The following is a 23,671-nucleotide window of genomic DNA, read 5'->3' as shown; positions in this document are numbered from 1 at the left end:
CCGCCCACATCGGGAAGACCTAGGGAGCGCAGTAGTGGGCCGCCCAGACCTCCGCCGCGCCGGTGAGCTCCGTCTCGCCGAGAGCCGCGTCTCCGCGGAACTGCATGAGCGAGTCGGCGCAGACGAAGGTCAGCGTGGGGTAGCCGGCCGTCGACCCGTCTTCGAAGACCACCCGCTCGACGCCCGCCACGTCGAGCGCACGGCCGCTCCGGCCGAGGATGGCGGCCATCAGCTCGTCGAACGCCCAGCGGCCGCCGGCGACCGACGACACGCGCAATCCGCTGTCGCCGACGCAGTCGACCCGGGGCCCGCCGAGCAGGGCCCGGGTCTCGAGATGCCCTGCGCCGTCACCGCCCCACTGTCCCCAGGTGATCGTCGACTCGCCGATGGCGGCGGGCAGCGCACGATCCGGATCGATCGCCGCGCAGTCGGGAGCCCCGCGCATGGTCAGTGCAGAGGGAGGCACCCAGACCGCATCGGAGACGGTCGCGGCGGCGACCGCGGCGATCGCCTGCGCAGCGACGATCCGGAATGCGTCCTCGCGTCCCGGCCCCGCCTCGAGATCGGAGACGACGATCGCCGCTGTCGCGGTCGCGGCGGTCGCCGAGCATCCGAAGCCGTCACCGCAGTCGTACCGGGGCGACGCCGGCGTCGCGATCGGCGAAGCCGGGTCGGAGACGTCCTCGTGGAAGTACTCGAGCACATCCGGCACCGCATCGATCGGGAGGGCCGTCACCCGCAGTCGGGCCTCGTACGCATCCCAGTTGCAGGCGAGCCCGCCGACTTGCTGGAACGGCACCAGCTCGATCCACGTCGGGGTGTCGCGGCGCAGTTCAGCCCCCGCGGGGTAGTACGCGTCGACGGCGGCGCGGTCGAGCACGCTCTCGCAGTCGATGCGCACGCGCGGCGACGGCTTCTCCGCCGGCTTCGGCGATGCCGATGGGGATGCGGAGGCGGACGCGCTCGGCTTCGGCGACGCGCCGGCCTCCGACTTCGGCGCGGGCGCGAGCAGCAGCGCCGCGATCACAGCGCCGACCGCCACCACAGCGACGCCGCCCGCGATCGACAGCGGCAGAACCCAGCGCCGACGCGGGCGACCTCCGTCAGGGCGAGGGCCGTCTCGGTAGGGGTGCGGATCGGTCATCTCAGAATTTCTCAGTCACGGTTCCGGCTCGGTCGGGACGGGGTGGCTCAGTCCACGTAGTGCGCAAGCCAGGCCTCAGAGGCGCGCGCACTCCGCGACTGCGCCTCGACTTCCGAGTCGGCGTAGGAAGAGAACCGCAAGATCGCGTCTCCCGCTAGCACTGTGATCTGGGCCGTGAACGTCCCGGAGCCAGCGTTCCCCAAAACGACCACAGCTTCTTCGGCTCCCGCAACCTGCGTCGGCACGGCGCCATCGGCGATCGATCCGGCGCGCACCGGATCCCAGGCCCAGCGTCCACCCGGCGCCGCCGAGAAAACAGGCTCCTCGGAGCTGCTTGCGCACTCGAGGTAGGGACCGTCGACGATCGAGCGGATCACGAGCGCGTCCTCGCCGTCGCCACCGGGCACCGTCCAGCCTCCCGGCTCGATACCGAGCGCTCGGGCCATCACGCCATCGGGATCGACACCGTCCTCGCACTCCGCAGGCAGGCGGACCGTCGTCGGGTAGGGGGGCACCCACGCCGGGACGACCGGCGCCGCGGCGACCGCCGCGATTGCCGTCCGGGCGAGATCGGGAAAGCCAACGGTGTCAGGCTCGTCGTCGTAGTCGAGGTCGGTCACGTAGATCACGACGCGATCCGTCGCCGCCTTGGCACTGCAGTAGGGCATGCATTCGATGGCGGGATCGGCGGGCGGCGGTACGACGATGTCGCCTTTCACGCCGGTCGACCAGTCACGCAGAACTTCGTCGACTCCGGGGAATGCATCACGCGCGAGGGCTGTGACGCGCAAGTAGCGGTTGCCCGATTCCCATGTACATCCGAGACCGCCGACCTGCAGCCAGGGCACGCCCTCGAGGTACCGCGCCCGATCGGCGGTCGCGCTCGGCGCTGCTCCGAGATAGGCGGTGATGATCGTGCGATCGAGCACGCTCTCGCAGTCGATGCGGATGCGCGGCGACGGCTTCGCGGCCGGCTTCGGCGATGCCGACGGCGACGCGGAGACGGGTGCGCTCGGCTTCGGCGACGCCCCGGCCTCGGGCTTCGGCGCCGGCGCGAGCAGCAGCGCCGCGATCACGGCACCCACCGCCGCCACGGCGATACCGCCCGCGATCGACACCGGCAGAACCCAGCGCCGACGCGGCGCGCGCGTCGGCTTCTCGTCACGGTAGGGGTGCGGATCGGTCATCTCAGTCGTTCTCCGGATTCGTGTCGTGCACGAGGGTCCGCACTGCGGATCCCGTTCCCTCGGCGATCATGCGGCGTACCGGTTCAGCCACGCGCTCAGCGCGGCAGTCGCGGACGAGTCCGAGGGATCGGTCGTGTAGACCTCGACGATGACGATGGCGTCGCCGCGCAACGCGTAGACCTTCTGAACGGATGTCTCGTGGAACGCCGCGTCCGCCCCGGCGAGGTCGATCCCGGCCGCCCCGTCTGCGACCCGCGCCGCCTTCAGCCGGTCCCAGGCCCAGCGGGCGTCGGGCAGCACGTCGACGGTCAGCGTCCGGTCCGTGCCGGAGACGACCGCGACGCACATCCGGGCGGCGCTCCCGAAGAGCGCAGCTCCTTCGAGCAGCGGCGGATCCTCGTAGCCGGCCGCTTCGAATAGGACGGAGCCGCCCAACTCGGCGCCGATCACACCATCGGGGTCGAATGCCGAGCAGGTGTCGATCGTGGGCACGACCTGGTCGTTCGGCACCGTCCACGGCGCCGTCGGACCGCCGGCGGCGGCGATGCGCGTCATGGCCGTCACCGCCAGCGGCTCGAAGGCCGCCGCGTCGCCGAGGCCGACCCCGGCTCCCCGCATCGACACGTCGACGACGATCGCCACGGTGTCGGTCGCAGCCCGCGCGCTGCATCTCGATTCGAGGACGCAGTCGACCAGCGGAGCGTCCACGAAGGGCAGTGGACCGGTGTCGCTCATCGAGGCCCGCAGCCCGCTGACGAACGAGTCGGGCATCGCGTCGAGTGGCAGCGCGCCGACCCGAAGCCGATGCTCGCCGGCAGACCAGGTGCATCCGAGCCCGCCCTGCTGCAGCCACGCGACCGAGAGCAGGTCGACCGGGGCGTCGCGCTGCAGGGTCGGAGCAGCTCCGAGATACGCGGCGACGTCAGCGCGGTCGAGCACCTCCTCGCAGTCGATGCGGATGCGCGGCGAGGGCTGGGCCGGCGGCTTCGGCGACGCCGATGACGAGGGCGCGGCCGAGGTCGCCCCGGTGCTCGGCTTCGCCACCTCCGGCTCCGATGCCGGTCGCAGCACCAGCGTGACCGTGACGGCCGCGGCCGCGAGTGCCGCGACTCCGCCGATGATGGCCGGCAGCACCCAGCGCCGCAGCCGACGCGGCTCATCGCGGAACGGATCGCGCCCGTCGCTCATCTCGCTCCCCCTGTGGTCGTCACTTCGCTCCCCCTCAGCACGCACGGAGTGTCAGCTCGACCGGCTCGCGAGCCAGCGCTCGACCCCGGCCCGCATCGCCGCCTCATCGGCTTCGTCAGCGGAGAACTCGTACACCGATCCCCCATGCAGCAGGGTGATCGTGCACGTCCGGTATCCCCCTCCGGAGCCGCACGTCTCGATCACGTCCTCGGCTCCCCGCAGCTCCAGGGGCCGGCCGCCCTCCGCTGTCGCGCGGCTGCGAACGGCATCCCACGCCCAGCGCGAGCCGATCAGTCCGTTCAGCTGCACGCCGCGCCCTTCCTCGTCGAGGAAGCTGCAGGCGACGGCGCCCGACACCGTGAGGGCGATCTGCTCGAGCGTCGACCCGAAGTTCGTGGGCATGGGGATGCCGTCGGGCGTGCCTCGCACCGGGAACCCGGAGGTGAGCGCCCCGTCCGGATCGACCGCGGCGCAGTCGGTCGCGGCGTCATCGACCGGGTACGGCGGAGTCCACGCGGGCCGCGGCGCCGCGCTGTCGAGCACGCGACCGATCGCGGCACCGAGATGGTCGACGACGGCCTGCTGATCGACGATCTGATCACCCTGGCGGGACGTGCCCGTGGTCATCTCGACGTGCAGCTTCGCGCCGACCACATCGATCATGCAGCCGCCTCCCGCGGACTCGACGCCGCTGCACCAGATGCGCGAGGTGACGCCGAAGTCGTCCCACCGCGCACCCGACGCGGCGTCGGCCGTGCGATCGCCCCAGAACGACGAGCCGAGTCCGGCGGGGTCGACATCGATCGGCAGCACCCGCAGGCGCAGGTAGTCGACGTCGCTGAAGCCCCAGTCGCAGGCGAGGCCGCCCGCCTGCACGAACGCCGCGGTCGACAGCGTGTCAGCGCGCACCGGCTGCGGCTTCGCCGAGTCGCCGAGATAGGCCCGCGCCTCGGTGAGGGAGAGCACCGACTCGCAGCCGATCCGGATGCGCGAGGCCGGCTTGGCAGCGGCAGCCGGGCTGGCCGTCGCCGACGGGGTCACGGAGGCCCGCGGCGACGGGGGCGCCGCCGCCGTGTCGCAGGCCGCGAGCACGAGGACGAGCGCGACGGAGGCGACGGCGGCGAGAGCCGCGCGAGCGGAGGGCATGCCTCGGAATCTACTGGCGCGATAGCGAACCACGACACGTGTCGCGATCACGAAAGCGCAACATTCCTCGCGTTTCATTCCGCGAGCGGAATACGACCGAGGGACGGCGCTGACGAGCGCGGCAGGGGCGGCCCTCAGCCGAGGCTGGCGACGAAGACGAGGCCACTGCCGCACACGGTCGCGACCGGCTCCTCGGCGAGGTAGACGGCGCCGCCGTGAGCGACATCCTCGCCGTTCACCGCACCGCTCCCCTGCGCCCAGAGCGCGATGGCGGGGCGGCCGTCGAGCGCGAGGTCGGCGCCGTCGGCGAGCGCCGCCTCGTCGACGACCGTGAGCACGAAGTCGGGCACGTCGGGGCGGAACACCCGCACGCCGGGGCGCGGCGTCTCCGGCGCAAGGTACGGCACCGGCAGCGGCCGGAAGTCGAGCACGCTCAGCAGCTCGGGCACATCCACATGCTTCGGCGTGAGCCCGCCGCGCAGCACGTTGTCGCTCGAGGCCATGAGCTCGATGCCGAGGCCGCCGAGGTACGCGTGGATGTTGCCGGCCGGCAGGTACAGCACCTCGCCCGGCGTGAGCTCGACCGTGTTGATGAGCAGCGAGATGACGATGCCGGGGTCACCGGGGTAGGCGTCGGCGAGCAGCCGCACCGTGTCCCAGCTGAGTCCGCGGGCCGACTCGGCGGCCGACGCCGACACGACCGCGGCGATGAGCGCATCCACGCCCTCGCCGCGCGTGATCAGCCACTCGAAGACGGGGCGCAGCTGCGCGTCGTCACCGAGGCGCTCGATCAGATCGGCGATGGCGGCGTCACCGGCCGCATCCGCCAGCACCGCTCGGGTCTCGGCGGTCGCGCGGAAGCCGCACAGCGCGCGGAACGATGAGCTGAGCGCGTAGATCAGCTCGGGCTTGTGGAAGGAGTCCTTGTAGTTGCGCGTCGGATCGTCGAGCGCGACGCCGGCCTCCTCCTCGCGGGCGAAGCCCTCCTCCGCCTGCTGCGGGGTCGGGTGCGCCTGCAGCGACAGCGGCGAGCCCGCGGCCAGCACCTTGAGCAGGAAGGGCAGGCGCCCGTCGACCACGTCGAGCAGCGTGCCCGTGCCGTCGACGAGACGCGCGGGCGAGCCGGGGTGCGCCCCGAGCCACAGCTCCGCCTCGGGGCCGCCGCTCGGCGTCGTGCCCAGCAGCTCCGCGATCGCGGTCGTCGAGCCCCAGGCGTAGTCACGGGGCGTGTTGGTGATGGGCACGAGCATGCGAGAGATCTCCTGGCGGATGTCCACCACAGCATCCCGGCGACGGCTGTGGCGACCTACAAGACGGCCAGGGTGGTCTGGGCCGCCGATGCATCAAACTACCAAGCCGTTCGGGCATCCCCAGCGAGCCGGACTAGCCTGCCGACGCCACCCGCCGACTCGGACCGATGGAGACACCGATGACCCTCACCTCCGACCCCGCCGCCACCGCGAGCGACGCCGCCGCGTTCAGCACCCTGCGCAGCGACTTCTACGGCTTCGAGGATCTGCTGCCCGAGCACGAGAAGACCGCGCTCGCCGGCCTGCGCTCCTACCTCGAGGCCGAGGTCAAGCCGGTCGTGAACGGCGCCTGGGAGAAGGCGGAGTTCCCGCGCGAGATCCTGCCGGGCCTGCACCGCCAGCCGGTGTTCGGGATGCAGTGGGACGAGACGAAGACGTTCGAGAACTCGGCCGTCTACCGCGGCTGGGTCGCCCTCGAGCTCGCGCGGGTGGATGCGAGCGTCGCCACCTACGTCGGCGTGCAGAACGGCCTCGCGATGGGCGCGATCGGCGTCGCCGGCTCGCCGGAGCAGCGTGCCGAGTGGCTGCCGAAGCTCGCCTCGGGCGAGCTGATCGGCGCTTTCGGCCTCACCGAGCCGCTCTCGGGCAGCGACAGCGCTCAGGGCCTGCGCACGGTCGCCCGCCGTGACGGCGACGACTGGATCCTCGACGGCGCGAAGCGCTGGATCGGCAACGCGACCTTCAGCGACGTGACCGTCATCTGGGCGCGCAAGGCCGACGACGGCCAGGTCACCGGCTTCATCGTGCCGAACGACACTCCCGGCTTCACCGCCACCAAGATCGAGAACAAGCAGAGCCTGCGCATCGTGCAGAACGCCGACATCGTGCTCGAGGGCGTGCGCGTTCCCGAGCGGCTGCGGCTGCAGAACGCGAACACCTTCCGCGACACGGCCGCCGTGCTGCGCCTCACGCGCGCCGAGGTCGCCTGGGCCGCCGTCGGCAACTCGATCGGCGCCTACGAGGCCGCACTGAAGTACGCGACCGAGCGCCAGCAGTTCGGCAAGCCGATCGCCGCGCACCAGCTCGTGCAGGATCTGCTGGCGAAGAGCATCGGCAACATCACCGCATCCATCGCCATGGTCACCCGCGTCTCGCAGATGCTCGACCACGGCACGCAGCGCGACGAGCACGCCGCCCTCGCGAAGGCGTACGCGACGGCCCGGATGCGCGAGACGGTCGCCTGGGCGCGCGAAGCCATGGGCGGCAACGGCATCGTGCTCGACTACGACGTGGCCCGCCACTTCGCCGACGCCGAGGCGCTTTACAGCTACGAGGGCACCCGCGAGATGAACACGCTCATCGTCGGCAAGGCGATCACCGGGCAGAGCGCCTTCGTCTGATCCGCTCGCCCCAGCGCTCTCGCGAGCTCCGCGCACCCGGCGCGCACGACGGGTGCGCGGAGGTCGCGCCGATACGCTTTCCCGCATGACGCTGTCGAGCCGCTACCACCGCGCCCTCGCCGCGTCCGCCTTCTTCACGGGCCTCGCCGGCGACGTGTTCCGCTACGGCATCGGCTGGGCCGGATGGGGCGTCGTCGTCGGGCTGATCGTGCTGCTCTGCGTGATCGAGCTCGTGCGCAGCCGCACCCGCCTCGACGCCGTGCCGGTGGCGCTCGTGCTGTTCCTCGGGGTCTGCGCCGCCTCCACCGCCTGGTCCGCCTACCCGGCGCTGACCGGTCTCGCCACCGTCGTCACGGTCGCGACCGTCGCCGTCGGCCTCTTCATCGCGACCGCGCTCGACGGCTACGGCATCGTCAGGGCGCTCGCCGACGCGGGCCGCTGGATCCTCGGGCTGTCGCTGCTGTTCGAGTTCGTCGTCGCGGTCTTCGTGCGGCAGAAGGTACTGCCGTTCTTCAGCTTCTGCGACCTCTCGGGCGACATCCCGCGCGCCTGCTACTGGTCGCGCGACCTGCTCTTCCACGGCGGCCGCATCCAGGGCATCCAGGGCAACAGCAACCTGCTGGCGATCGCGGCGCTCATCGCGCTCATCGCCTTCGGCGTGCAGCTCGCGGCCGGGATGGTGAGCCGGGTCGCCGGCATCTTCTGGATCGGCGTCGCGGTGCTCGTGCTCGCGCTCACCCGCTCGTCGACCGTCATCGTCGCCGGTCTCGCGGCGGCCGTGGTGCTCGTGATCGTGCTCGTGATCCGGCGCCTCAGCGGGCGAGCCCGCGCGGCGGCCTACGGCGTCTCGGCCGCGGTCGTCGTGGCCGGCGTCGCGGGCGCGATCGTCTTCCGCGCACCGCTGCTGGCGCTGCTGCAGAAGAGCCCCGACCTCACCAACCGCGGCCAGATCTGGAAGGCCGTCGTCGACCTCGCCCAGCAGCGCCCCGCGGGCGGCTGGGGCTGGGCGACCTACTGGATGCCGGGCGTGCACCCTTTCGACTCCGACGCCTTCGTGATCAAGGGCGTGCGCTACAGCCAGGCGCACGACGCCTGGCTCGACCTGTGGCTGCAGGTCGGCATCGTCGGCCTGATCGTCTTCGCGCTCTTCGTGCTCGGCCTGCTGGTGCGCAGCTGGCTCGCCGCCGTCGACCGCGGCGCCGCTGCCGACTCGGCCATCACCGCCGGCACCCGTCCGGTGGCGGCGCTCACGATCGCGCCGCTCCTGATCGCCGTGGCGCTGCTGGTGCAGAGCCTCGCCGAGAGCCGCATCCTCATCGAAGGCGAGCTGCTGCTGCTCGTGATCATCGCGATCACGACCCGCTCGCGCGACCTGCGCACCTTCCGCTGGCTGCGCCGCGGAGAGCGGGGACAGTGAGCGGCCGTGCGGCGACCCCGGCACCGCGGCGACTCATCGTCGTGGAGCTGATCGCGCATCCGCGCACCAGCCAGGCGCTCGCGGTCATCATCGCGACCTCGTCGCTCGCCTCGGCCTTCCTGCGCTCGCTCATGGGATGGGGCGGCCTGCTCGCCGTGCTCACGGCGACGCTCGTGCTGGCCGGCATCTCGCTGTGGAGCCAGCGCGAGCGCATCGAGTGGCGCGGCGTGCTGCCGATCAGCCTGCTGGCCTTCTTCGGCTGGATGGTCGTCAGCGTCTTCCTCAGCCAGTACACCTGGATCACGGCCGGCGCGGTCGTCTACGCGCTGCTGTTCGGGCTGCTCGGCACCTGGCTCGCGCTCGCCCGCGATCTCATCCAGGTGATCCGCGCCTTCGGGGATGCGCTGCGGGCGATCCTGCTCACCTCGCTCGTGCTCGAGGTGCTCAGCGGCATCATCCTCGACGTGCCGCTCAAGGTCTTCGGCATCACCGGGTCGATCGCGAGCGGTGGCCCCATCCAGGGCATCGCGGGCACCCGCAACTACCTCGGCTACCTCGCCTGTCTGGCCGTCATCACGTTCCTGACCGAGTGGCGCACGCGCTCCGTCGAGCGGCCGCGCGCGATCTTCTCGCTCGTGCTGGCCGCTGTCACCCTGCTCTTCGCGCGCTCGCCCGTGACCTTCGTCGTGCTCGTCGTCGTCGGGGTCGCCGCGGTCGCCGTGTACGCCCTGCGGCGGGTGCCGGCGCGCCGGCGTCCGATCGCGCAGTTCGTCGTCGCCGGCGTGGTGCTGATCGGGGCGGTCGCGGCCTGGCTGCTGCGCGGGCGCATCATCCAGCTGCTCAACGCGACGAGCGACTTCGACTCGCGCTCGGGGCAGTGGAGCCGCATCCTGCAGCTCTCCGAGCTCCACCAGCTCGAGGGATGGGGCTGGGTCGGCGTCTGGCGCCCCGAGGTGTTCCCCTACAACGTGCTCGCCGACGACGACGGCAAGCGCTACGACTCGGCGCTCAACGGCGCGCTCGACGTCTACTTCCAGCTCGGCATCGTCGGCGTCGTCCTGCTCGGCATCGCCTTCGCGCTCGCCCTCACCCGGGCCTGGCTGGTCGGCACCGAGAACCCGAACACCACCTACGCCTGGCCGGCGCTCGCGCTCGTGCTGCTGGCGGCGACGAGCCTCGCCGAGAGCTACCTGCTGTTCGAGGGCGGACTGCTGCTCTTCGTCACCTGCGCACTCGCCGCCGCCCGCAAGAGATCGTGGCGGCACCGGCTCTCGGCGCCGAAGGGCACCGGCCTCGAAGACGCCCCGCGGGCCGACTGAACGCGAGCGCCGTTCGAACTCGCGGGAAGGCCGTGGCAGGATGGTCCCCCGTGAAAGGCATCATCCTCGCCGGCGGCTCCGGCACGCGGCTGCACCCGATCACCCTCGGCGTCTCGAAGCAGCTGGTCCCTGTCTATGACAAGCCGATGGTCTACTACCCGCTGTCGACGCTGATGCTCGCGGGGATCGACGACATCCTCGTCATCACGACCCCGCACGACGCCGACGCCTTCGAGCGCCTGCTCGGCGACGGCTCGCAGTTCGGCATCAAGATCACCTTCGCCCAGCAGCCCTCGCCTGACGGCCTCGCCCAGGCGTTCACGATCGGCGCCGACTTCATCGGCGACGACACGGTCGCGCTGGTGCTCGGCGACAACCTGCTCTACGGCCCCGGCCTCGGCAACCAGCTCAAGCGCTTCCACGACATCAAGGGCGGCGCCGTGTTCGCCTACTGGGTCGCCGAGCCGAGCGCCTACGGCGTCGTCGAGTTCGACGCCGACGGCCACGCCGTCTCGCTCGAGGAGAAGCCGACGCAGCCGAAGAGCAACTACGCCGTGCCCGGCCTCTACTTCTACGACAACGACGTGGTCGAGATCGCCCGCAACCTGAAGCCCAGCGCGCGCGGCGAGTACGAGATCACCGACATCAACCGCGTCTACCTCGAGCGCGAGCAGCTGCAGGTCGAGGTGCTGCCCCGCGGCACCGCCTGGCTCGACACCGGCACCTTCGACCAGATGACCGACGCCAGCGAGTACGTGCGCACGATGGAGCGCCGCACCGGCATGCGCATCGGCGTGCCCGAGGAGGTCGCCTGGCGCATGGGCTTCCTGGATGACGACGGCCTGCGCGAGCGCGCGAAGCTGCTCACGAAGTCCGGCTACGGCACCTACCTGCTCGAACTCCTGGAAAGGGGCCGTTGATGGCTCGTCTGCTCGTCACCGGCGGCGCCGGCTTCATCGGCTCGAACTTCGTGCACCACGTGATCGGGCACACCGACCACCACGTGACCGTGCTCGACAAGCTCACCTACGCCGGCAACCAGGCCTCGCTCGCTGGCCTGCCCGCCGACCGCCTCGACTTCGTGCAGGGCGACATCGCCGACGCCGAGCTCGTCGACGGCCTGGTCTCCGCGGCCGACGCGGTCGTGCACTACGCCGCCGAGTCGCACAACGACAACTCGCTGAACGACCCGCGGCCGTTCCTCGACACGAACATCATCGGCACCTACACGCTGCTCGAGGCGGTGCGCCGTCACAGCACCCGCTTCCACCACATCTCGACCGACGAGGTCTACGGCGACCTCGAGCTCGACGACCCGCAGCGCTTCACCGAGAACACGCCCTACAACCCGTCGAGCCCGTACTCGTCGACCAAGGCCGGCAGCGACCTGCTCGTGCGCGCCTGGGTGCGCTCCTTCGGCGTCGAGGCGACGATCTCGAACTGCTCGAACAACTACGGCCCGTACCAGCACGTCGAGAAGTTCATCCCGCGCCAGATCACGAACGTGCTGCGCGGCGACCGCCCCAAGCTCTACGGCACGGGCGAGAACGTGCGCGACTGGATCCACGCCGACGACCACTCCTCGGCCGTTCTGACGATCCTCGACAAGGGCGTCATCGGCGAGACCTACCTCATCGGCGCCGACGGCGAGAAGAACAACAAGGATGTCGTCGAGGCGATCCTGACCGAGCTCGGTCAGCCGGCCGACGCCTACGACCTCGTCACCGACCGCCCGGGTCACGACCTGCGCTACGCGATCGACTCGACGAAGCTGCGCACCGAGCTCGGCTGGGCGCCGTCGTACGGCGACTTCGAGACCGGCCTGGCCGCGACGATCGCCTGGTACCGCGACAACGAGGCCTGGTGGGCGCCCGTCAAGGACACCACCGAGGCCTTCTACGCCTCGAAGGGGCAGTAGCCGACCACCGGCGCCGATGGCGGGCACGCGCCGCAGACCACTCTGCATCCTCCCGCGCGAACCTAGACTGCCCGGGGAGGGCGACTGTGGCTGATTCCGGCGTGCGGACGAGCGCGATCCCGACCGGGCCGCGATGGCTCGCGCCCGCGGCTCTGGCGGTCGTCGCCCTCGTCGCCTTCGCCCTGCACTTCCGGCCGTGGGAGGTGGCGTTCCTCGAGGAGTGGCCGCTCGCCGATCAGTGGCAGCACGACGGGTTCCTCAGTGTCGTGTCGACCTCGGGCTGGACGCTGAGCCGCCCGCTGCACCTGGTGCTCACCTTCGTCGGTCTGGCCATCGGCGGCGGCTCGCCCGCCGGCATCTTCGCGATGATGGGCCTCGTCGCGGCGGCTCTCGTGGTCTTCACGGTGTGGGCGCTGCGGCCGGTCACCCGCTCGTTCTGGGTGAGCCTCGCGATCGGCGCCTTCGCCGCGATGCACCCGCTCTTCGCCGGCGGGTACCTGCAGCGCTTCCTGCCGGCGCAGACGGCCACCCTCGGCTTCGTCATCGCGGCGGGTCTGCTGCTGCGCTGGCTCCTCGACGGTCGGCGTGGTCACCTGGTCGGCACCTTCCTGGCGCTCGTGCTGGGCCTCGCCGTCTACCCGGGCACCGCGGTTGCGGCTCCCCTGCTGGCGCTGGTCATCGGCCTCGCCGCCGACACGACGTGGCGTCGGCGCCTCGCGGGGGTGGTGGCGGCGATCGCCAGCTCGGCCCTCGTCACGCTCTACTCGCTCGTCATCACGCGCCTGATCGCGCCCGACACCCAGACCTACGAGACGAGCAACCTGGGCGGAGCGGTGCAGGGCCCGCGGCAGTTCATCGAGCTCGTCGGCGGCACCCTCATCGAGAACGGCCTGAGTCTCGTGGCGGGCGTCATCGGCATCGCCGTGCTCGGTGCGGTGCTGGCGCTGACCGGCGCGATCCGACCGACCGCCGGCTGGATCATCGCGGGCACCGCGATCGTGAGCCCGCTCTGCACTCTCGTCTTCTTCGGCAATGTCGCCTGGCTGGTCGACATCGACCGCATCCAGTACGCGACCTCGCTCGGGCTGCTCGCGGCCCTGCTGGTCTGGGGCTCGACCATGACGGGGGCGCTGCCGCGCCTGACCACCGTGGTCGCGGTGCTGCTCGTGATCGTCTCGATCGGCGGCGGGGTGCGCGGCGTTCGGCACTGGCAGCCCTACATCGCGCTGCAGCACCAGCTCTTCCAGGAGCTGAAGCCGGCGATGCAGAAGGCGAAGGGCGACGACATCGTCACGATCGTCGATCACACCGGAACCTTCGGCGGCATCTACACGCTGCCGCAGTACTACATCGCCGCCGCCGCGCACGTGATGAACGACGACGACAGCCCGGTCTGGCTCTGCTACGAGAAGGGCGACCCGGCCAACTCCGGCGCGAACCTCTGCAAGCAGGAGGACACCGGCACCGACCTGCAGCTGGTGACCGCCTACGAGGTGAACGGCGGCGAGGTCGACATCTACGTCGGGAAGCCGGAGTCGGATGACTGACGCCGCAGCCCGGCTCCCCGCCTCCGCCTCGTCGTCGGCCAGGTCGACGACGCACCGCAGGGACCTCGTGCGCAGCTGGGCGCCGCGCATCGCGCTCGCGGCGCTCGCGGTGGTCGCGTTCGCCCTGCACTTCCGGCCGTGGGAGGTGGCCTTCCTCGAGGAGTGGCCGATCGCCGAGCTCTGGGACAAGGTCGGGCTCGGCGGCACGATCGACAACTACGCGCAGTGGAGCCTGAGCCGACCGCTGCACCTCGTACTGACGCTCGTCGGCCTCGCGATCGGCGGCGGTTCGCCCGCCGGCATCTTCGCGGTGATGGGCGTCGTCGCGGCCGCGACGGCCGCGCTCACGGTCTGGGCTCTGCGCCCGCTGAGCCGCTCGCCTTGGGTCTCTCTCGCGGTCGCGGCGTTCGTCGCCCTGCACCCGCTCTTCCCCGGCGGCTACCTGCAGCGCTTCCTGCCCGCGCAGACCGCCGTGCTGACCTTCGTCGTCGCCGCCGGGTTCCTGATCCGCTGGCTGCTCGACGGCCGTCGGCGATGGATGGCGGCGACCTTCGCCGTGCTGATAGCGGGACTCTGCGTCTACCCCGGCACCGCAGCCGCCGCGCCGCTGCTGGCGGTGGCCGTCGCGCTGTCGATCCCGTCATCCTGGCGCCGACGGATCGTCGCGGTGGTGGTCGTCGTCGCCGCCTCGGCTCTGATGACGGTCTACTCGCTCGTCATCACCAAGCTGATCGCACCGGGTGGCGAGACCTACGAGGCCGGCAACATCGCGCAGGGCGGCGTGCACGGTCCGCGCGACTTCGTCGAGCGGATCGGCTCGACCCTGATCGGCAGCGGCCTCACGGTCGTGGCCGCCGTCATCGCCGTCGCCGCGCTCGGAGCCGTGCTGGCCCTGTCGGGCGCGGTTCCGCATCCCGTCGGCTGGCTGATCACCGCGACCGCGCTCGTCAGCCCGCTGTGCACCGTCGTCTTCTTCGGCAACGTGGCGTGGCTGGCCGACATCGACCGCATCGAGTACGCCACCTCGCTCGGCCTCACCGCCGCGCTGATGCTCTGGCCGATCGGGATGAGCGGTCTCCGGCTGCGGCCTCTCGCCGTGATCGCGGCCGTGGTCATCCTGGTCTCGGTCGTCGGCGGGGTGCGCGGCGTGCGGCACTGGCAGCCGTACATCGCCCTGCAGCACCAGCTCTTCCAGGAGCTGAAGCCGGCGGTCGAGCAGGCGCACGGCGATGAGATCGTCGTGGTCGTCGACCACTCGGGAACGTTCGGCGCGATCTACACGCTGCCGCAGCACTACATCAGCTCGGCCTCGCACATCATGAACGACGACGCCACCCCGGTCTGGCTCTGCTACGAGAAGGGCGACCCGGTCACCGGCGGCAGCACCCTCTGCGCGACCGCCGACACCGGTCGGGATCCGCGCTTCGTCTCCAGCTACGATCTGCCGGGTGGCGAGGTCGACATCTACATCGGGAAGCCGGAATCGGATGACTGACACCACGACCGCGTCCGCACCGCGGCCCCGCCGCCTCTCGCTGCCCCGGCCAGCGCCGCTGCACCTCGCCGTCACCGTGCTGGGCGCGCTGCTCGTCGCCGCCGCGCACTTCCGTCCGTGGGAGGTCGCGTTCCTCGAGGAGTGGCCGCTCTCGGTCGACTTCACCACCGGCGGTTCCGGCGCCTTCACCTCCGACTACGGCCAGTGGACGCTGAGCCGCCCGCTGCACCTCGTGCTCACCGAACTCGGGCTCGCGCTCGGCGGGGGCGCGCCGGGGGCGATCTTCATCGTGCTGGCCGCGGTCGCGGTCGCGCAGTTCCTCGTCGTGATCTGGACTCTGCGCGCCGTCAGCCGCGCCTTCTGGCTGCCGACCGCGATCGCCTTCGTCGTGGCGATGCACCCCCTCTGGCCCGGCGGCTTCCTCCAGCGCTTCCTGCCGGCGCAGACCGCGGCTCTCGCCTTCTTCATCGCCGCGGGACTGATCCTGCGCTGGCTGCTGCGCGGGCAGGTGCGCTGGATCGTCGCCGCCGCGCTCACCCTGCTGGTCGGCTTGCTCGTGTACCCGGGCCCCGCCGTCGCCGCCCCGCTGCTCGCGGTCGTGCTCGCGCTCGCGGTGCGCGCGTCCTGGCGGCGCCGCATCGTGACGGTCGTCGTCATCACGGCGACCTGCGCCTTCATGACGCTCTACTCGCTCGTCATCACCATGCTGATCGACCCGGGCGGCGAGAGCTACGAGGCCGGCAACATCGCCGTGGCCGCGGTGCGTAGCCCGCGTGAGCTCGTCACCTACGTTGCGCACACCTACCTCGGCAGCGGACTGACGCTGGTGGCCGGCATCCTCGCCCTCGCCGTGCTCGGCGCGGTGCTCGCGCTCAGCGGCGTCGTGTCGCAGCGGATGGGATGGCTCATCACCGGCGTCGCGCTGGTCAGTCCGGCGACGTCGATCGTCTACTTCGGCCACGTCGGCTGGCTGCAGGACATCGACCGTCTCGGCTACGTCGCGACGCTCGCGCTCGTCGCCGGCCTGCTGCTCTGGCCGCTCACGTCGACGGGTGCACGCCCGCGAGTGCAGACCGTCATCGCGATCGGGATGCTGCTGGTCACCGCCGTCGGCGTCGTGCGCGGCATCCAGCACTGGCAGCCCTCCATGCAGACCCAGAAGCAGCTGCTCGCCGAGCTGAAGCCGATCGTGAAGAAGGCGAGCGGCGACGAGATCGTGGTCGTCATCGACCACTCCGGCACCTACGGAACGCAGTTCACCTTCCCGCTGCAGTATCTGGGCTCGGCGTCGCGGGTGATGAACCAGGACAGCACCCCGGTATGGTTGTGCTTCGACTCCACCGACCCCTATCAGATCCCGGGCGGCGGCGTGGAGTGCGACCCCGATGACACCGGGACCGACCTGCGCCTCCAGACCGTGGTCCACCGCCCCGGGGGCGACGTGGACATCTACCTCAGCCGGAAGGACTCGGATGACTGACGTGCGACGCGTCGCCCCGTTCAACGACCTCTCCCGCGGCATGGCCCGCGACCGCGCCGCCCTCCTCGAGGCGACGGCGGAGGTGATCGACTCCGGCTACGCCATCCACGGCAAGCAGCACGCCGCGTTCGAGGCCGAGCTGCGCGACTACCTCGGCGCGGGCGACGCGATCGGCGTGGCGAGCGGCACCGACGCCCTCGAGCTCGCCATCAAGGCGGTCATGCCGGAGGGCAAGTCGGTCGTGCTGACCGCCGGCAACGCGGGCGCCTACACGTCGACCGCGACGGTGCGCGCCGGCTTCACGCCGCGCTACGCCGACATCGACCCGGTCACCCTCTGCCTCACCGCCGAGACGATCGCGGCGCGCCTCGACGACAGCGTCGGCGTCGTCGTCGTCACCCATCTCTACGGCTACCTCGGCGACGTCGCCGCGATCCGCGCGCTGCTCGACGAGCGCGGCGTGGCCCTGGTCGAGGATGTCGCGCAGGGCATCGGCGCGACGCGCGACGGACGCAAGGCCGGCACCTTCGGCCACGCCGCGACGATCAGCTTCTACCCCACCAAGAACCTCGGCGCGATCGGCGACGGCGGCGCCGTCATCGCCGAGACGCCGGAGATCGCGGCGCGCGTGCGCCAGCTGCGCCAGTACGGCTGGGAGACGAAGTACAACGCGACCCTCGCCGGCGGCACCAACTCGCGCCTCGACGAGCTGCAGGCCGCGTTCCTGCGCATCCGCCTGCGTCAGATCGACGAGTTCAACGCCCGGCGTCGCGAGATCATCGGCCGCTACGCCGCTGCCGCAGCGGCGCTCGACCCGCAGCTGCTCACGGTGCTGCCGGCCGAGGGCGAGCAGCATGTCGCCCACCTGGCGATCGCCCGCAGCGCCCGGCGCGACGCGGTGCGCGAGCAGCTGGCGGCGGCCGGCGTGCCGACCGACATCCACTTCCCGCTCGCCGACTGGGAGCAGCCCGCCTTCGCGCGCTTCGCGCCCGACGTCGAGCTGCCCGCCACGCTCGCGGCCCGCGCCGCCGTGCTGAGCCTGCCGCTCTTCCCCGAGCTCACCGACGACGAGGTGGATGCGGTGGGCGCCGCTCTCGGAGCGCTCGCGTGACCGACTTCTCGATCGTCATCCCGGTCTACGGCAACGAGGAGAACATCCCGCACCTCGTCGCCCGCCTGTCGGAGCTGATGGCCGATCTGCCGGAGGCGACCGAGGTCGTCTTCGTCGTCGACGGGTCCCCCGACCGCTCGTACGAGCTGCTCGCCGCCGCTCTGCCGACGGCGGGCTTCAGCTCGCAGCTGCTGCAGCACTCGCGCAACTTCGGCTCCTTCGCCGCGATCCGCACCGGCCTCGCCGCCGCGAACGGCGCGACGATCGGCGTCATGGCGGCCGACCTGCAGGAGCCGCCGGAGCTCATGGTCGAGTTCCAGCGCGCGCTGGCCTCGGGGTCGGTGGATGTCGCCGTCGGCCGCCGCATGGCCCGCGACGACCCGGCGATGTCGAGCCTGAACTCGAAGATCTTCTGGGGCTTCTACCGCCGGGCGATCATCCGCGACCTGCCCCCGGGCGGTGTCGACGTATTCGGCTGCACGCGCCAGGTGGCGCAGCAGCTGGTCGCGCTCGGCGAAGCCAACTCGAGCCTGGTCGCCCAGCTCTACTGGGTCGGCTTCCGCCGCGTCGAGGTGCCCTACAGCCGCCAGGAGCGCGAGCACGGCTCGAGCAGCTGGACCTTCCGCAAGCGCGTGCGCTACCTGCTCGACAGCGTGTTCTCGTTTACGAACCTGCCGCTCGACCTGCTGCTCGCGGCGGGCGTGATCGGCGCCTTCGTCGTGCTGGTGGTCGGCATCGTCGTGCTCGGCTTCTATCTGGCCGGCGGCATCAGCGAGCCCGGCTACGTGCCGCTCATGCTCGCGATCCTGTTCTCGACGTTCCTGATCATGACCTCGCTGGGCATCGTGGGCGCCTACATCTGGCGCATCTTCGAGAACACGAAGCAGCGCCCGTCGTCGATCGTCATGTCGCACGAGTCGTGGTGACCGAGCCGGTCATCCCCGATCCCGACGCACCGCAGGACGTCGGCCCCTCGGGTCAGCGCAGCGTCGGCGCCTCCGCCTGGCGCTTCCTCATCGTCGGCGGCACGAACACGCTGATCACGACGGCGCTGCTGGTCGTGCTGAGCTATCTGATGCCCGGCTGGCTGGCCTACACGATCGTCTTCGCCGCCGGCCTGATCTTCAACTCGATCATGGCGAGCCGCTGGGTCTTCACCCGCGAGGGCTCGTGGAAGGCGACGGCCCTCTACGCCGGCAGCTACCTCGTGATCTACGTCGTCGGCCTCGGCGTGGTGCAGCTCATGCACCTGCTCGGCTGGCCGCACTGGACGAACGCGCTCAGCGTCGTCGCCACGGCGCCCCTCGGCTTCGTCGCCGGGCGACTAGTCTTTCGAGAGCGCCGACGTGAGGAGAACGTGTGACCGAGCCGACCGAGTACTTCGTGCACCCGCAGGGGATCTGCGAGAGCACGGATGTCGGACCCGGGAGCCGCGTGTGGGCCTTCTCGCACGTGCTGCCGGGCGCGAAGATCGGCAGCGACGTCAACATCAACGACCACGTCTTCGTCGAGAACGACGTCGTGATCGGCGACCGCGTCACGCTGAAGTCGGGCGTGCAGGTCTGGGACGGCCTGCGTCTCGGTGACGACGTCTTCGTCGGCCCGAACGCGACCTTCACCAACGATCCGTTCCCGCGCAGCAAGCAGTATCCCGAGTCGTTCGCGCAGACCGTCGTCGAAGACGGCGCCTCGATCGGCGGCGGAGCGGTCATCCTCCCGGGCGTGCGCATCGGCCGTCGCGCGATGATCGGCGCCGGCGCCGTCGTCACCAAGGACGTGCCGCCCTACGCGATCGTCGTCGGCAATCCCGGCCGCATCGTCGGCTACGCCGAGACCCCGCAGCAGCGCACGACGGTCGAGACCGTCACGGCCGACCCCGAGGCGGATGCGCGCATCCACCGTCTGAAGACCTTCGGCGACGCGCGCGGCGACCTGCTGCCGCTCGATCTGCCCGGCAGCCTCCCCTTCACCGCGCAGCGCGTGTTCTTCGTCTACGGCGTGCCCTCGAAGGAGGTGCGCGGCGAGCACGCGCACCGCCGGTGCCACCAGTTCCTCGTCGCCGTGCACGGCAGCGTCTCGTGCATCGTCGACGACGGCGCCACCCGCGCTGAGTACGTGCTCGACTCCCCCGGGCTCGGCCTGCACATGCCGCCGCTCACCTGGGGCACGCAGTACAACTACAGCCCGGATGCGGTGCTCGCCGTCTTCGCGTCGCGCCCCTACGAAGACGCGGACTACATCCGCGACTACGACGAGTTCCGCGCGCTGACGCAGGCCTGAGACGCGGGCCGGCGTCCGGCGCGAACGGCCCCTGGCTCGGGTCGTGCGCGGGCGTCAGCTCGGAGCGAGCCACCGCTCAGTGCCAGCCACTGCTCAGGGCCGGCCGCTGCTCAGATCGAGCGCAGCTCGCTGAGACGCGGGTGCGCCTTGTCCTTCTCCGACAGCTCCGCCTGGTCGAGCGGGATGGGCCACGCGATCGCGGCCTCCTCGTCGGCGAGGTTGAGGAAGGTGTACTCCCCCTGCGCCTCGGCGCTCCAGTGGTCGTTGACCAGGTAGGTGTACGCCGTGTTCGGCTCGAGCGTCTGGTACGAGTTGCCGACCCCGCGCGGGATGTAGATCGCCGTCGACGGGTCGAGCTCGGTCGTGAAGACGGTGCCGAAGGAGTCGCCGGGGCGCAGGTCGACCCACGCGCCGAAGACGCGGCCGAAGGCGATCGAGATGAACTTGTCCCAGGGCTCGGCGTGGATGCCTCGCGTGGTGCCGACCGCGTCGTTGAACGAGATGTTGTTCTGCACCGGCCCGAAGTCGGGCAGGCCGATCGCGGTCATCTTCTCGTGCTGCCAGTTCTCCTTGAACCAGCCGCGGTTGTCACCGTGGACGGGGAGGTCGATCAGCAGCACGCCCGGGATCGGGGTCTCGTGCGCGCGCAGCGGCTTTCCGTATTCGAGAGGCATCGCCGTTCAGCCTAGCGGCGGGTCAGTGCTCCCGAGCGGCGAGGATCTCGCGGATGCGGGTCGCATCCCCCCACACCGCCGGCGAGTCGTAGGGACGGTCGGGGAACGCCCCGTACTGCAGCGTGATGCCGAGCTCGTTGTCGCGGATGAACTGCTCGACCCGGTCGGCCAGCGAGACCGGCTCTCCCGAGGAGACGTTGATGACGCCGGTCGCCCCGGCGGTCGTCGACGCGATCGCGATCTGCCGCCCGAGCTCGGCGACGTCGATGAAGTCGTACTTGCTCTTGCCGGTCGTGAACGGGAACTCGGTCTTGCCCTCGTCGGCGGCCTCGAGCAGCTTGGCGAAGATCGAACGGTTCCGGCGGTCGTCGCCGAGGATGTAGTAGGCGCGCAGCCAGACGTACTCGGCGCTGTCGCCGATCACCAGCGTGGTCGACCGGCGCAGGGCGTCCTTGGCGATCCCGTAGAGCGAGGTAGGCGCCGTGGGGGTGTCGGCGTCGATCGCGCCCTCCCAGTACCCGACCTCGTGCATCGTGCCGAGACCGGCGATGCGCGGCACCCCGGCGGCCGCGAGACCGGTCAGGAAGCGGTGGTGCGCGGGGATGTTGTCGATGTGCGACGGGGCGTTGTGGGTGAAGCCGTCCTGCCACGCCAGGTGGATGACCGCGGCGGCTCCGCCCGACTGCTCCAGCAGCGCGGAGACCTCGAACCCGGGGGCGAGGATGTCGGCTTCGACGCGACGCGCGCGCGGGTCGACACCATCGGCGCGACCGGGTCGCGTGACCGCGACGGCGTCGTAGCCGAGATCGAGGAGCGCGGTCACGACGTGGCGGCCGACGTAGCCGGCGGCGCCCGTGACCAGGACAGGGAGGTTCGACTGGTCGCTCATGGCAGGTCGAGTATATTCGTGGGGTGATCAGCGCATACCCGGAGCAAGGCACCACGCGTGACAGCTGAGGCGCGATTCGAGCGCCTGTCTGCGACGCCGATGCGCTCGGTGACCGGTCAGGGCGCGCGCGGCGGGCTCCACCCGGTGGCCCGGATCCGCGAGATCCTCCAGCACCGGCAGCTGCTCTGGCTGCTGACCCGACGCGACCTCCAGGTGCGCTACCGCGGCAGCGCTCTCGGCTTCCTCTGGACGCTCATCAAGCCGCTCGTGATGCTCGCCACCTACTACCTGGTGCTGGGGCAGATCCTCGGCGCCGCCCGCGGCATCGAGGACTTCGCGATCTACGTCTTCTCGGGCCTCACGATCTACGCCCTCTTCTCCGAGAGCGTCGGCGCCGCCGCCGGCTCGATCGTCAACAACGCCGGCCTGGTGAAGAAGATCTACGTGCCGCGCGAGGTGTTCCCGCTCGCCTCGGTCGGCGGGGCGCTGTTCCTCGTGGGCATGCAGTTCGTCGTGCTCGTCGGCGCGATCGTGTTCTCGGGCGCCTGGCCCGACTTCAGCGGCATCGGCTACCTCGTGCCGTCGATCCTGCTGATCCTCATCTACGCGCTCGGCTTCGGACTGCTGCTCTCGGTGCTCAACGTCTATCTGCGCGACGTGCAGTACATCACCGAGATCGTGCTCACCCTGCTCATGTGGAGCGCCCCGATCGTCTACTCGTGGCGCCGCGTCTCCGACGTCATCGGCGAGTTCCACCTGCCGACCTGGATCCTCGACGTCTACACCTCGAACCCGATCACGATCGCCGTGCTCGGCTTCCACCGCTCGCTCTGGGGCGGCGGCACCGCCGCCGACTACCCGGGTGACCTGTGGGAGCGGATGCTGATCGCCGGCCTGATCGGACTCGTCTTCCTGGCCTTCGCGCAGTGGGTCTTCCAGCGCCGCCAGGGCAACGTGGCACAGGAGCTGTGATGACCGAGACCACCGCCCCGGAGGTCGTGCGCCTCGACGACGTGCGCAAGGCCTTCGTCGTGCGCAAGGACAACACGCTCAAGGACCGGGTGCTCACCTTCGCGCGCGCACGCCGGCACCGCACCAGCTACACCGCCGCCGACGGGATCAGCCTCAGCATCCACGCCGGCACCACCGTCGGGCTGCTCGGCGCGAACGGCTCGGGCAAGAGCACGCTGCTCAAGCTGATCGGCGGGATCCTCTCCCCCGATTCCGGCTCGGTGCAGATCCGCGGGCGCATCGCCGCGCTGCTCGAGCTCGGCGCCGGCTTCCACCCCGACCTCAGCGGCCGCGAGAACGTCTACCTCAACGCCACGCTGCTCGGTCTCTCGCGCAGCGAGATCGACGAGCGTTTCGACGACATCGTCGAGTTCTCGGGCATCCGCGAGTTCATCGACAACGAGGTCAAGTTCTACTCCTCGGGCATGTTCATGCGCCTGGCCTTCGCGGTCGCCGTGCACACCGACCCCGACATCCTGCTCGTCGACGAGGTGCTGGCTGTCGGCGACGAGGCCTTCCAGCGCAAGTGCATGGACAAGATCCGCAGCTTCCAGCGCGAGGGCCGAACGATCATCCTCGTCAGCCACGCCGCGGCGCAGATCCAGGAGCTCTGCGACACGACCTTCGTGCTCGACTCGGGCGCGGTGGCCTTCGCCGGCGACACCCTCGAGGGGCTCGGCGTGCTGCGCGATCTGCTCGAGCGCGACCGTCGTGCCGACGCCGCGGCGGCGGCCGCGGCCGCGGGCACGCCGATCGAGGACGAGGACGACGACGAGGCCGAGAGCCGCGTGCAGGTCGTTAAGGCGACCGTCTTCGACGCCGAGGGCAACGAGACCACGAAGGTGCGCCAGGGCTCGTCGGTGACGCTGCGCCTGCACCTCACCGCGAACGGGGACGTCGACGACTGGATGACCGGGTTCGGCATCGACACCCCGAACGGCCAGATGGTGCTCGGCACCAGCACCGACCGTCTGAAGGCGCCGGCGACCTCCCACCGCGCCGGCGACACCTGGGATGTCGACTTCGACATCGAGGAGCTGAACTTCGGCGTCGGCGACTACTTCATCAACGCCCGCGCCGAGGACTTCGCCGAGGGCACCTCGTCGATCCTCTGGCAGGCAGCTCTGCTGCACGTGAGCGGCAGCGAGTCGTCGGTCGGCACGGTCGCGGCGCGCGTCACGACCCGCGAGTCCGCGACCTCCTGAGCCGGCAGCG

General features: G+C 70.9%; 20 protein-coding genes and 2 pseudogenes. 15 read left to right on the top strand and 7 right to left on the bottom strand.

Annotated elements, in window-relative coordinates; translation table 11 throughout:
• Window positions 1-19 precede the first annotated feature (19 nt).
• From BJ979_RS06895 to manA, 5 genes are all read right to left on the bottom strand, one after another.
• Window positions 20-1,144, bottom strand: a complete 1,125-nt coding sequence (locus tag BJ979_RS06895; RefSeq protein ID WP_179566481.1) for a hypothetical protein — start codon at window positions 1,142-1,144, stop codon at window positions 20-22.
• Window positions 1,145-1,191: 47 nt separating this feature from the next.
• Window positions 1,192-2,331, bottom strand: coding sequence for an RAD23 family protein (locus BJ979_RS06890; protein ID WP_179566479.1), 1,140 nt, complete (start codon window positions 2,329-2,331; stop codon window positions 1,192-1,194).
• 66 nt (window positions 2,332-2,397) lie between these two features.
• Window positions 2,398-3,519, bottom strand: a complete 1,122-nt coding sequence (locus BJ979_RS06885; RefSeq protein WP_179566477.1) for a hypothetical protein — start codon at window positions 3,517-3,519, stop codon at window positions 2,398-2,400.
• A 51-nt stretch (window positions 3,520-3,570) separates the two neighbouring features.
• Window positions 3,571-4,665, bottom strand: a complete 1,095-nt coding sequence (locus BJ979_RS06880) for a hypothetical protein (protein ID WP_179566475.1) — start codon at window positions 4,663-4,665, stop codon at window positions 3,571-3,573.
• A 134-nt stretch (window positions 4,666-4,799) separates the two neighbouring features.
• Window positions 4,800-5,915, bottom strand: a complete 1,116-nt coding sequence (manA, locus tag BJ979_RS06875; protein ID WP_179566473.1) for a mannose-6-phosphate isomerase, class I — start codon at window positions 5,913-5,915, stop codon at window positions 4,800-4,802.
• 179 nt (window positions 5,916-6,094) lie between these two features.
• On the opposite strand from manA, the gene BJ979_RS06870 reads away from it, so the two are divergent.
• From BJ979_RS06870 to BJ979_RS18255, 13 genes and pseudogenes are all read left to right on the top strand, one after another.
• Window positions 6,095-7,315, top strand: coding sequence for an acyl-CoA dehydrogenase family protein (locus tag BJ979_RS06870; protein WP_179566471.1), 1,221 nt, complete (start codon window positions 6,095-6,097; stop codon window positions 7,313-7,315).
• Window positions 7,316-7,400: 85 nt separating this feature from the next.
• Window positions 7,401-8,732: an O-antigen ligase family protein gene (locus tag BJ979_RS06865; RefSeq protein WP_179566469.1), complete on the top strand. Its 1,332-nt coding sequence runs from the start codon at window positions 7,401-7,403 to the stop codon at window positions 8,730-8,732.
• Window positions 8,729-10,051, top strand: a complete 1,323-nt coding sequence (locus BJ979_RS06860; protein ID WP_179566467.1) for an O-antigen ligase family protein — start codon at window positions 8,729-8,731, stop codon at window positions 10,049-10,051. Before BJ979_RS06865 ends, BJ979_RS06860 begins: the two co-directional genes overlap by 4 nt.
• Window positions 10,052-10,101: 50 nt before the next feature.
• Entirely contained in the window at window positions 10,102-10,971 is an 870-nt protein-coding gene (gene rfbA, locus BJ979_RS06855; protein WP_179566465.1) for a glucose-1-phosphate thymidylyltransferase RfbA, read from the top strand.
• Window positions 10,971-11,969, top strand: coding sequence for a dTDP-glucose 4,6-dehydratase (gene rfbB, locus BJ979_RS06850; protein WP_179566463.1), 999 nt, complete (start codon window positions 10,971-10,973; stop codon window positions 11,967-11,969). The genes rfbA and rfbB overlap by 1 nt, the downstream gene beginning before the upstream one ends.
• 86 nt (window positions 11,970-12,055) lie before the next feature.
• Window positions 12,056-13,516 carry a hypothetical protein gene (locus BJ979_RS06845; protein WP_179566461.1) on the top strand — a complete coding sequence of 487 codons (1,461 nt, stop codon included), beginning with the start codon at window positions 12,056-12,058 and terminating at the stop codon, window positions 13,514-13,516.
• The gene (locus BJ979_RS06840) at window positions 13,509-15,011 is read left to right on the top strand and encodes a hypothetical protein (RefSeq protein ID WP_179566459.1); all 1,503 of its coding nucleotides are present in this window, start codon (window positions 13,509-13,511) and stop codon (window positions 15,009-15,011) included. Before BJ979_RS06845 ends, BJ979_RS06840 begins: the two co-directional genes overlap by 8 nt.
• Entirely contained in the window at window positions 15,004-16,491 is a 1,488-nt protein-coding gene (locus BJ979_RS06835; RefSeq protein WP_179566457.1) for a hypothetical protein, read from the top strand. The genes BJ979_RS06840 and BJ979_RS06835 overlap by 8 nt, the downstream gene beginning before the upstream one ends.
• The gene (locus BJ979_RS06830; RefSeq protein ID WP_179566455.1) at window positions 16,484-17,602 is read left to right on the top strand and encodes a DegT/DnrJ/EryC1/StrS family aminotransferase; all 1,119 of its coding nucleotides are present in this window, start codon (window positions 16,484-16,486) and stop codon (window positions 17,600-17,602) included. Before BJ979_RS06835 ends, BJ979_RS06830 begins: the two co-directional genes overlap by 8 nt.
• The gene (locus BJ979_RS06825; RefSeq protein WP_179566453.1) at window positions 17,599-18,528 is read left to right on the top strand and encodes a glycosyltransferase family 2 protein; all 930 of its coding nucleotides are present in this window, start codon (window positions 17,599-17,601) and stop codon (window positions 18,526-18,528) included. Before BJ979_RS06830 ends, BJ979_RS06825 begins: the two co-directional genes overlap by 4 nt.
• Complete coding sequence (locus BJ979_RS06820; RefSeq protein ID WP_179566451.1) at window positions 18,525-18,965, top strand: GtrA family protein; 441 nt, start codon at window positions 18,525-18,527, stop codon at window positions 18,963-18,965. Before BJ979_RS06825 ends, BJ979_RS06820 begins: the two co-directional genes overlap by 4 nt.
• Window positions 18,962-19,429, top strand: a pseudogene (locus BJ979_RS18260) (acyltransferase); the annotation flags it as partial. The gene BJ979_RS06820 and the pseudogene BJ979_RS18260, both read left to right, overlap by 4 nt.
• The gene (locus BJ979_RS18255; RefSeq protein ID WP_425502504.1) at window positions 19,418-19,882 is read left to right on the top strand and encodes a sugar 3,4-ketoisomerase; all 465 of its coding nucleotides are present in this window, start codon (window positions 19,418-19,420) and stop codon (window positions 19,880-19,882) included. The pseudogene BJ979_RS18260 and the gene BJ979_RS18255, both read left to right, overlap by 12 nt.
• Before the next feature lie 122 nt (window positions 19,883-20,004).
• Here BJ979_RS18255 and BJ979_RS06810 read toward each other — a convergent pair.
• Window positions 20,005-20,556: pseudogene (locus tag BJ979_RS06810) on the bottom strand (dTDP-4-dehydrorhamnose 3,5-epimerase family protein); the annotation flags it as partial.
• 22 nt (window positions 20,557-20,578) lie between these two features.
• On the bottom strand, window positions 20,579-21,445 hold the full coding sequence (locus BJ979_RS06805; protein ID WP_179566445.1) for an NAD-dependent epimerase/dehydratase family protein: 867 nt from the start codon (window positions 21,443-21,445) through the stop codon (window positions 20,579-20,581).
• A gap of 57 nt (window positions 21,446-21,502) precedes the next feature.
• On the opposite strand from BJ979_RS06805, the gene BJ979_RS06800 reads away from it, so the two are divergent.
• Both BJ979_RS06800 and BJ979_RS06795 read left to right on the top strand, forming a co-directional pair.
• Complete coding sequence (locus BJ979_RS06800) at window positions 21,503-22,417, top strand: ABC transporter permease (protein ID WP_179566443.1); 915 nt, start codon at window positions 21,503-21,505, stop codon at window positions 22,415-22,417.
• Window positions 22,417-23,661, top strand: coding sequence for an ABC transporter ATP-binding protein (locus tag BJ979_RS06795; protein WP_179566441.1), 1,245 nt, complete (start codon window positions 22,417-22,419; stop codon window positions 23,659-23,661). The genes BJ979_RS06800 and BJ979_RS06795 overlap by 1 nt, the downstream gene beginning before the upstream one ends.
• The last annotated feature ends 10 nt before the right edge of the window (window positions 23,662-23,671 follow it).

This window comes from Schumannella luteola, from assembly GCF_013408685.1.
Lineage (GTDB): Bacteria > Actinomycetota > Actinomycetes > Actinomycetales > Microbacteriaceae > Schumannella > Schumannella luteola.
Note: the sequence above shows the minus strand (reverse complement) of the source record. Positions and strands in the feature narration are given on the sequence as shown.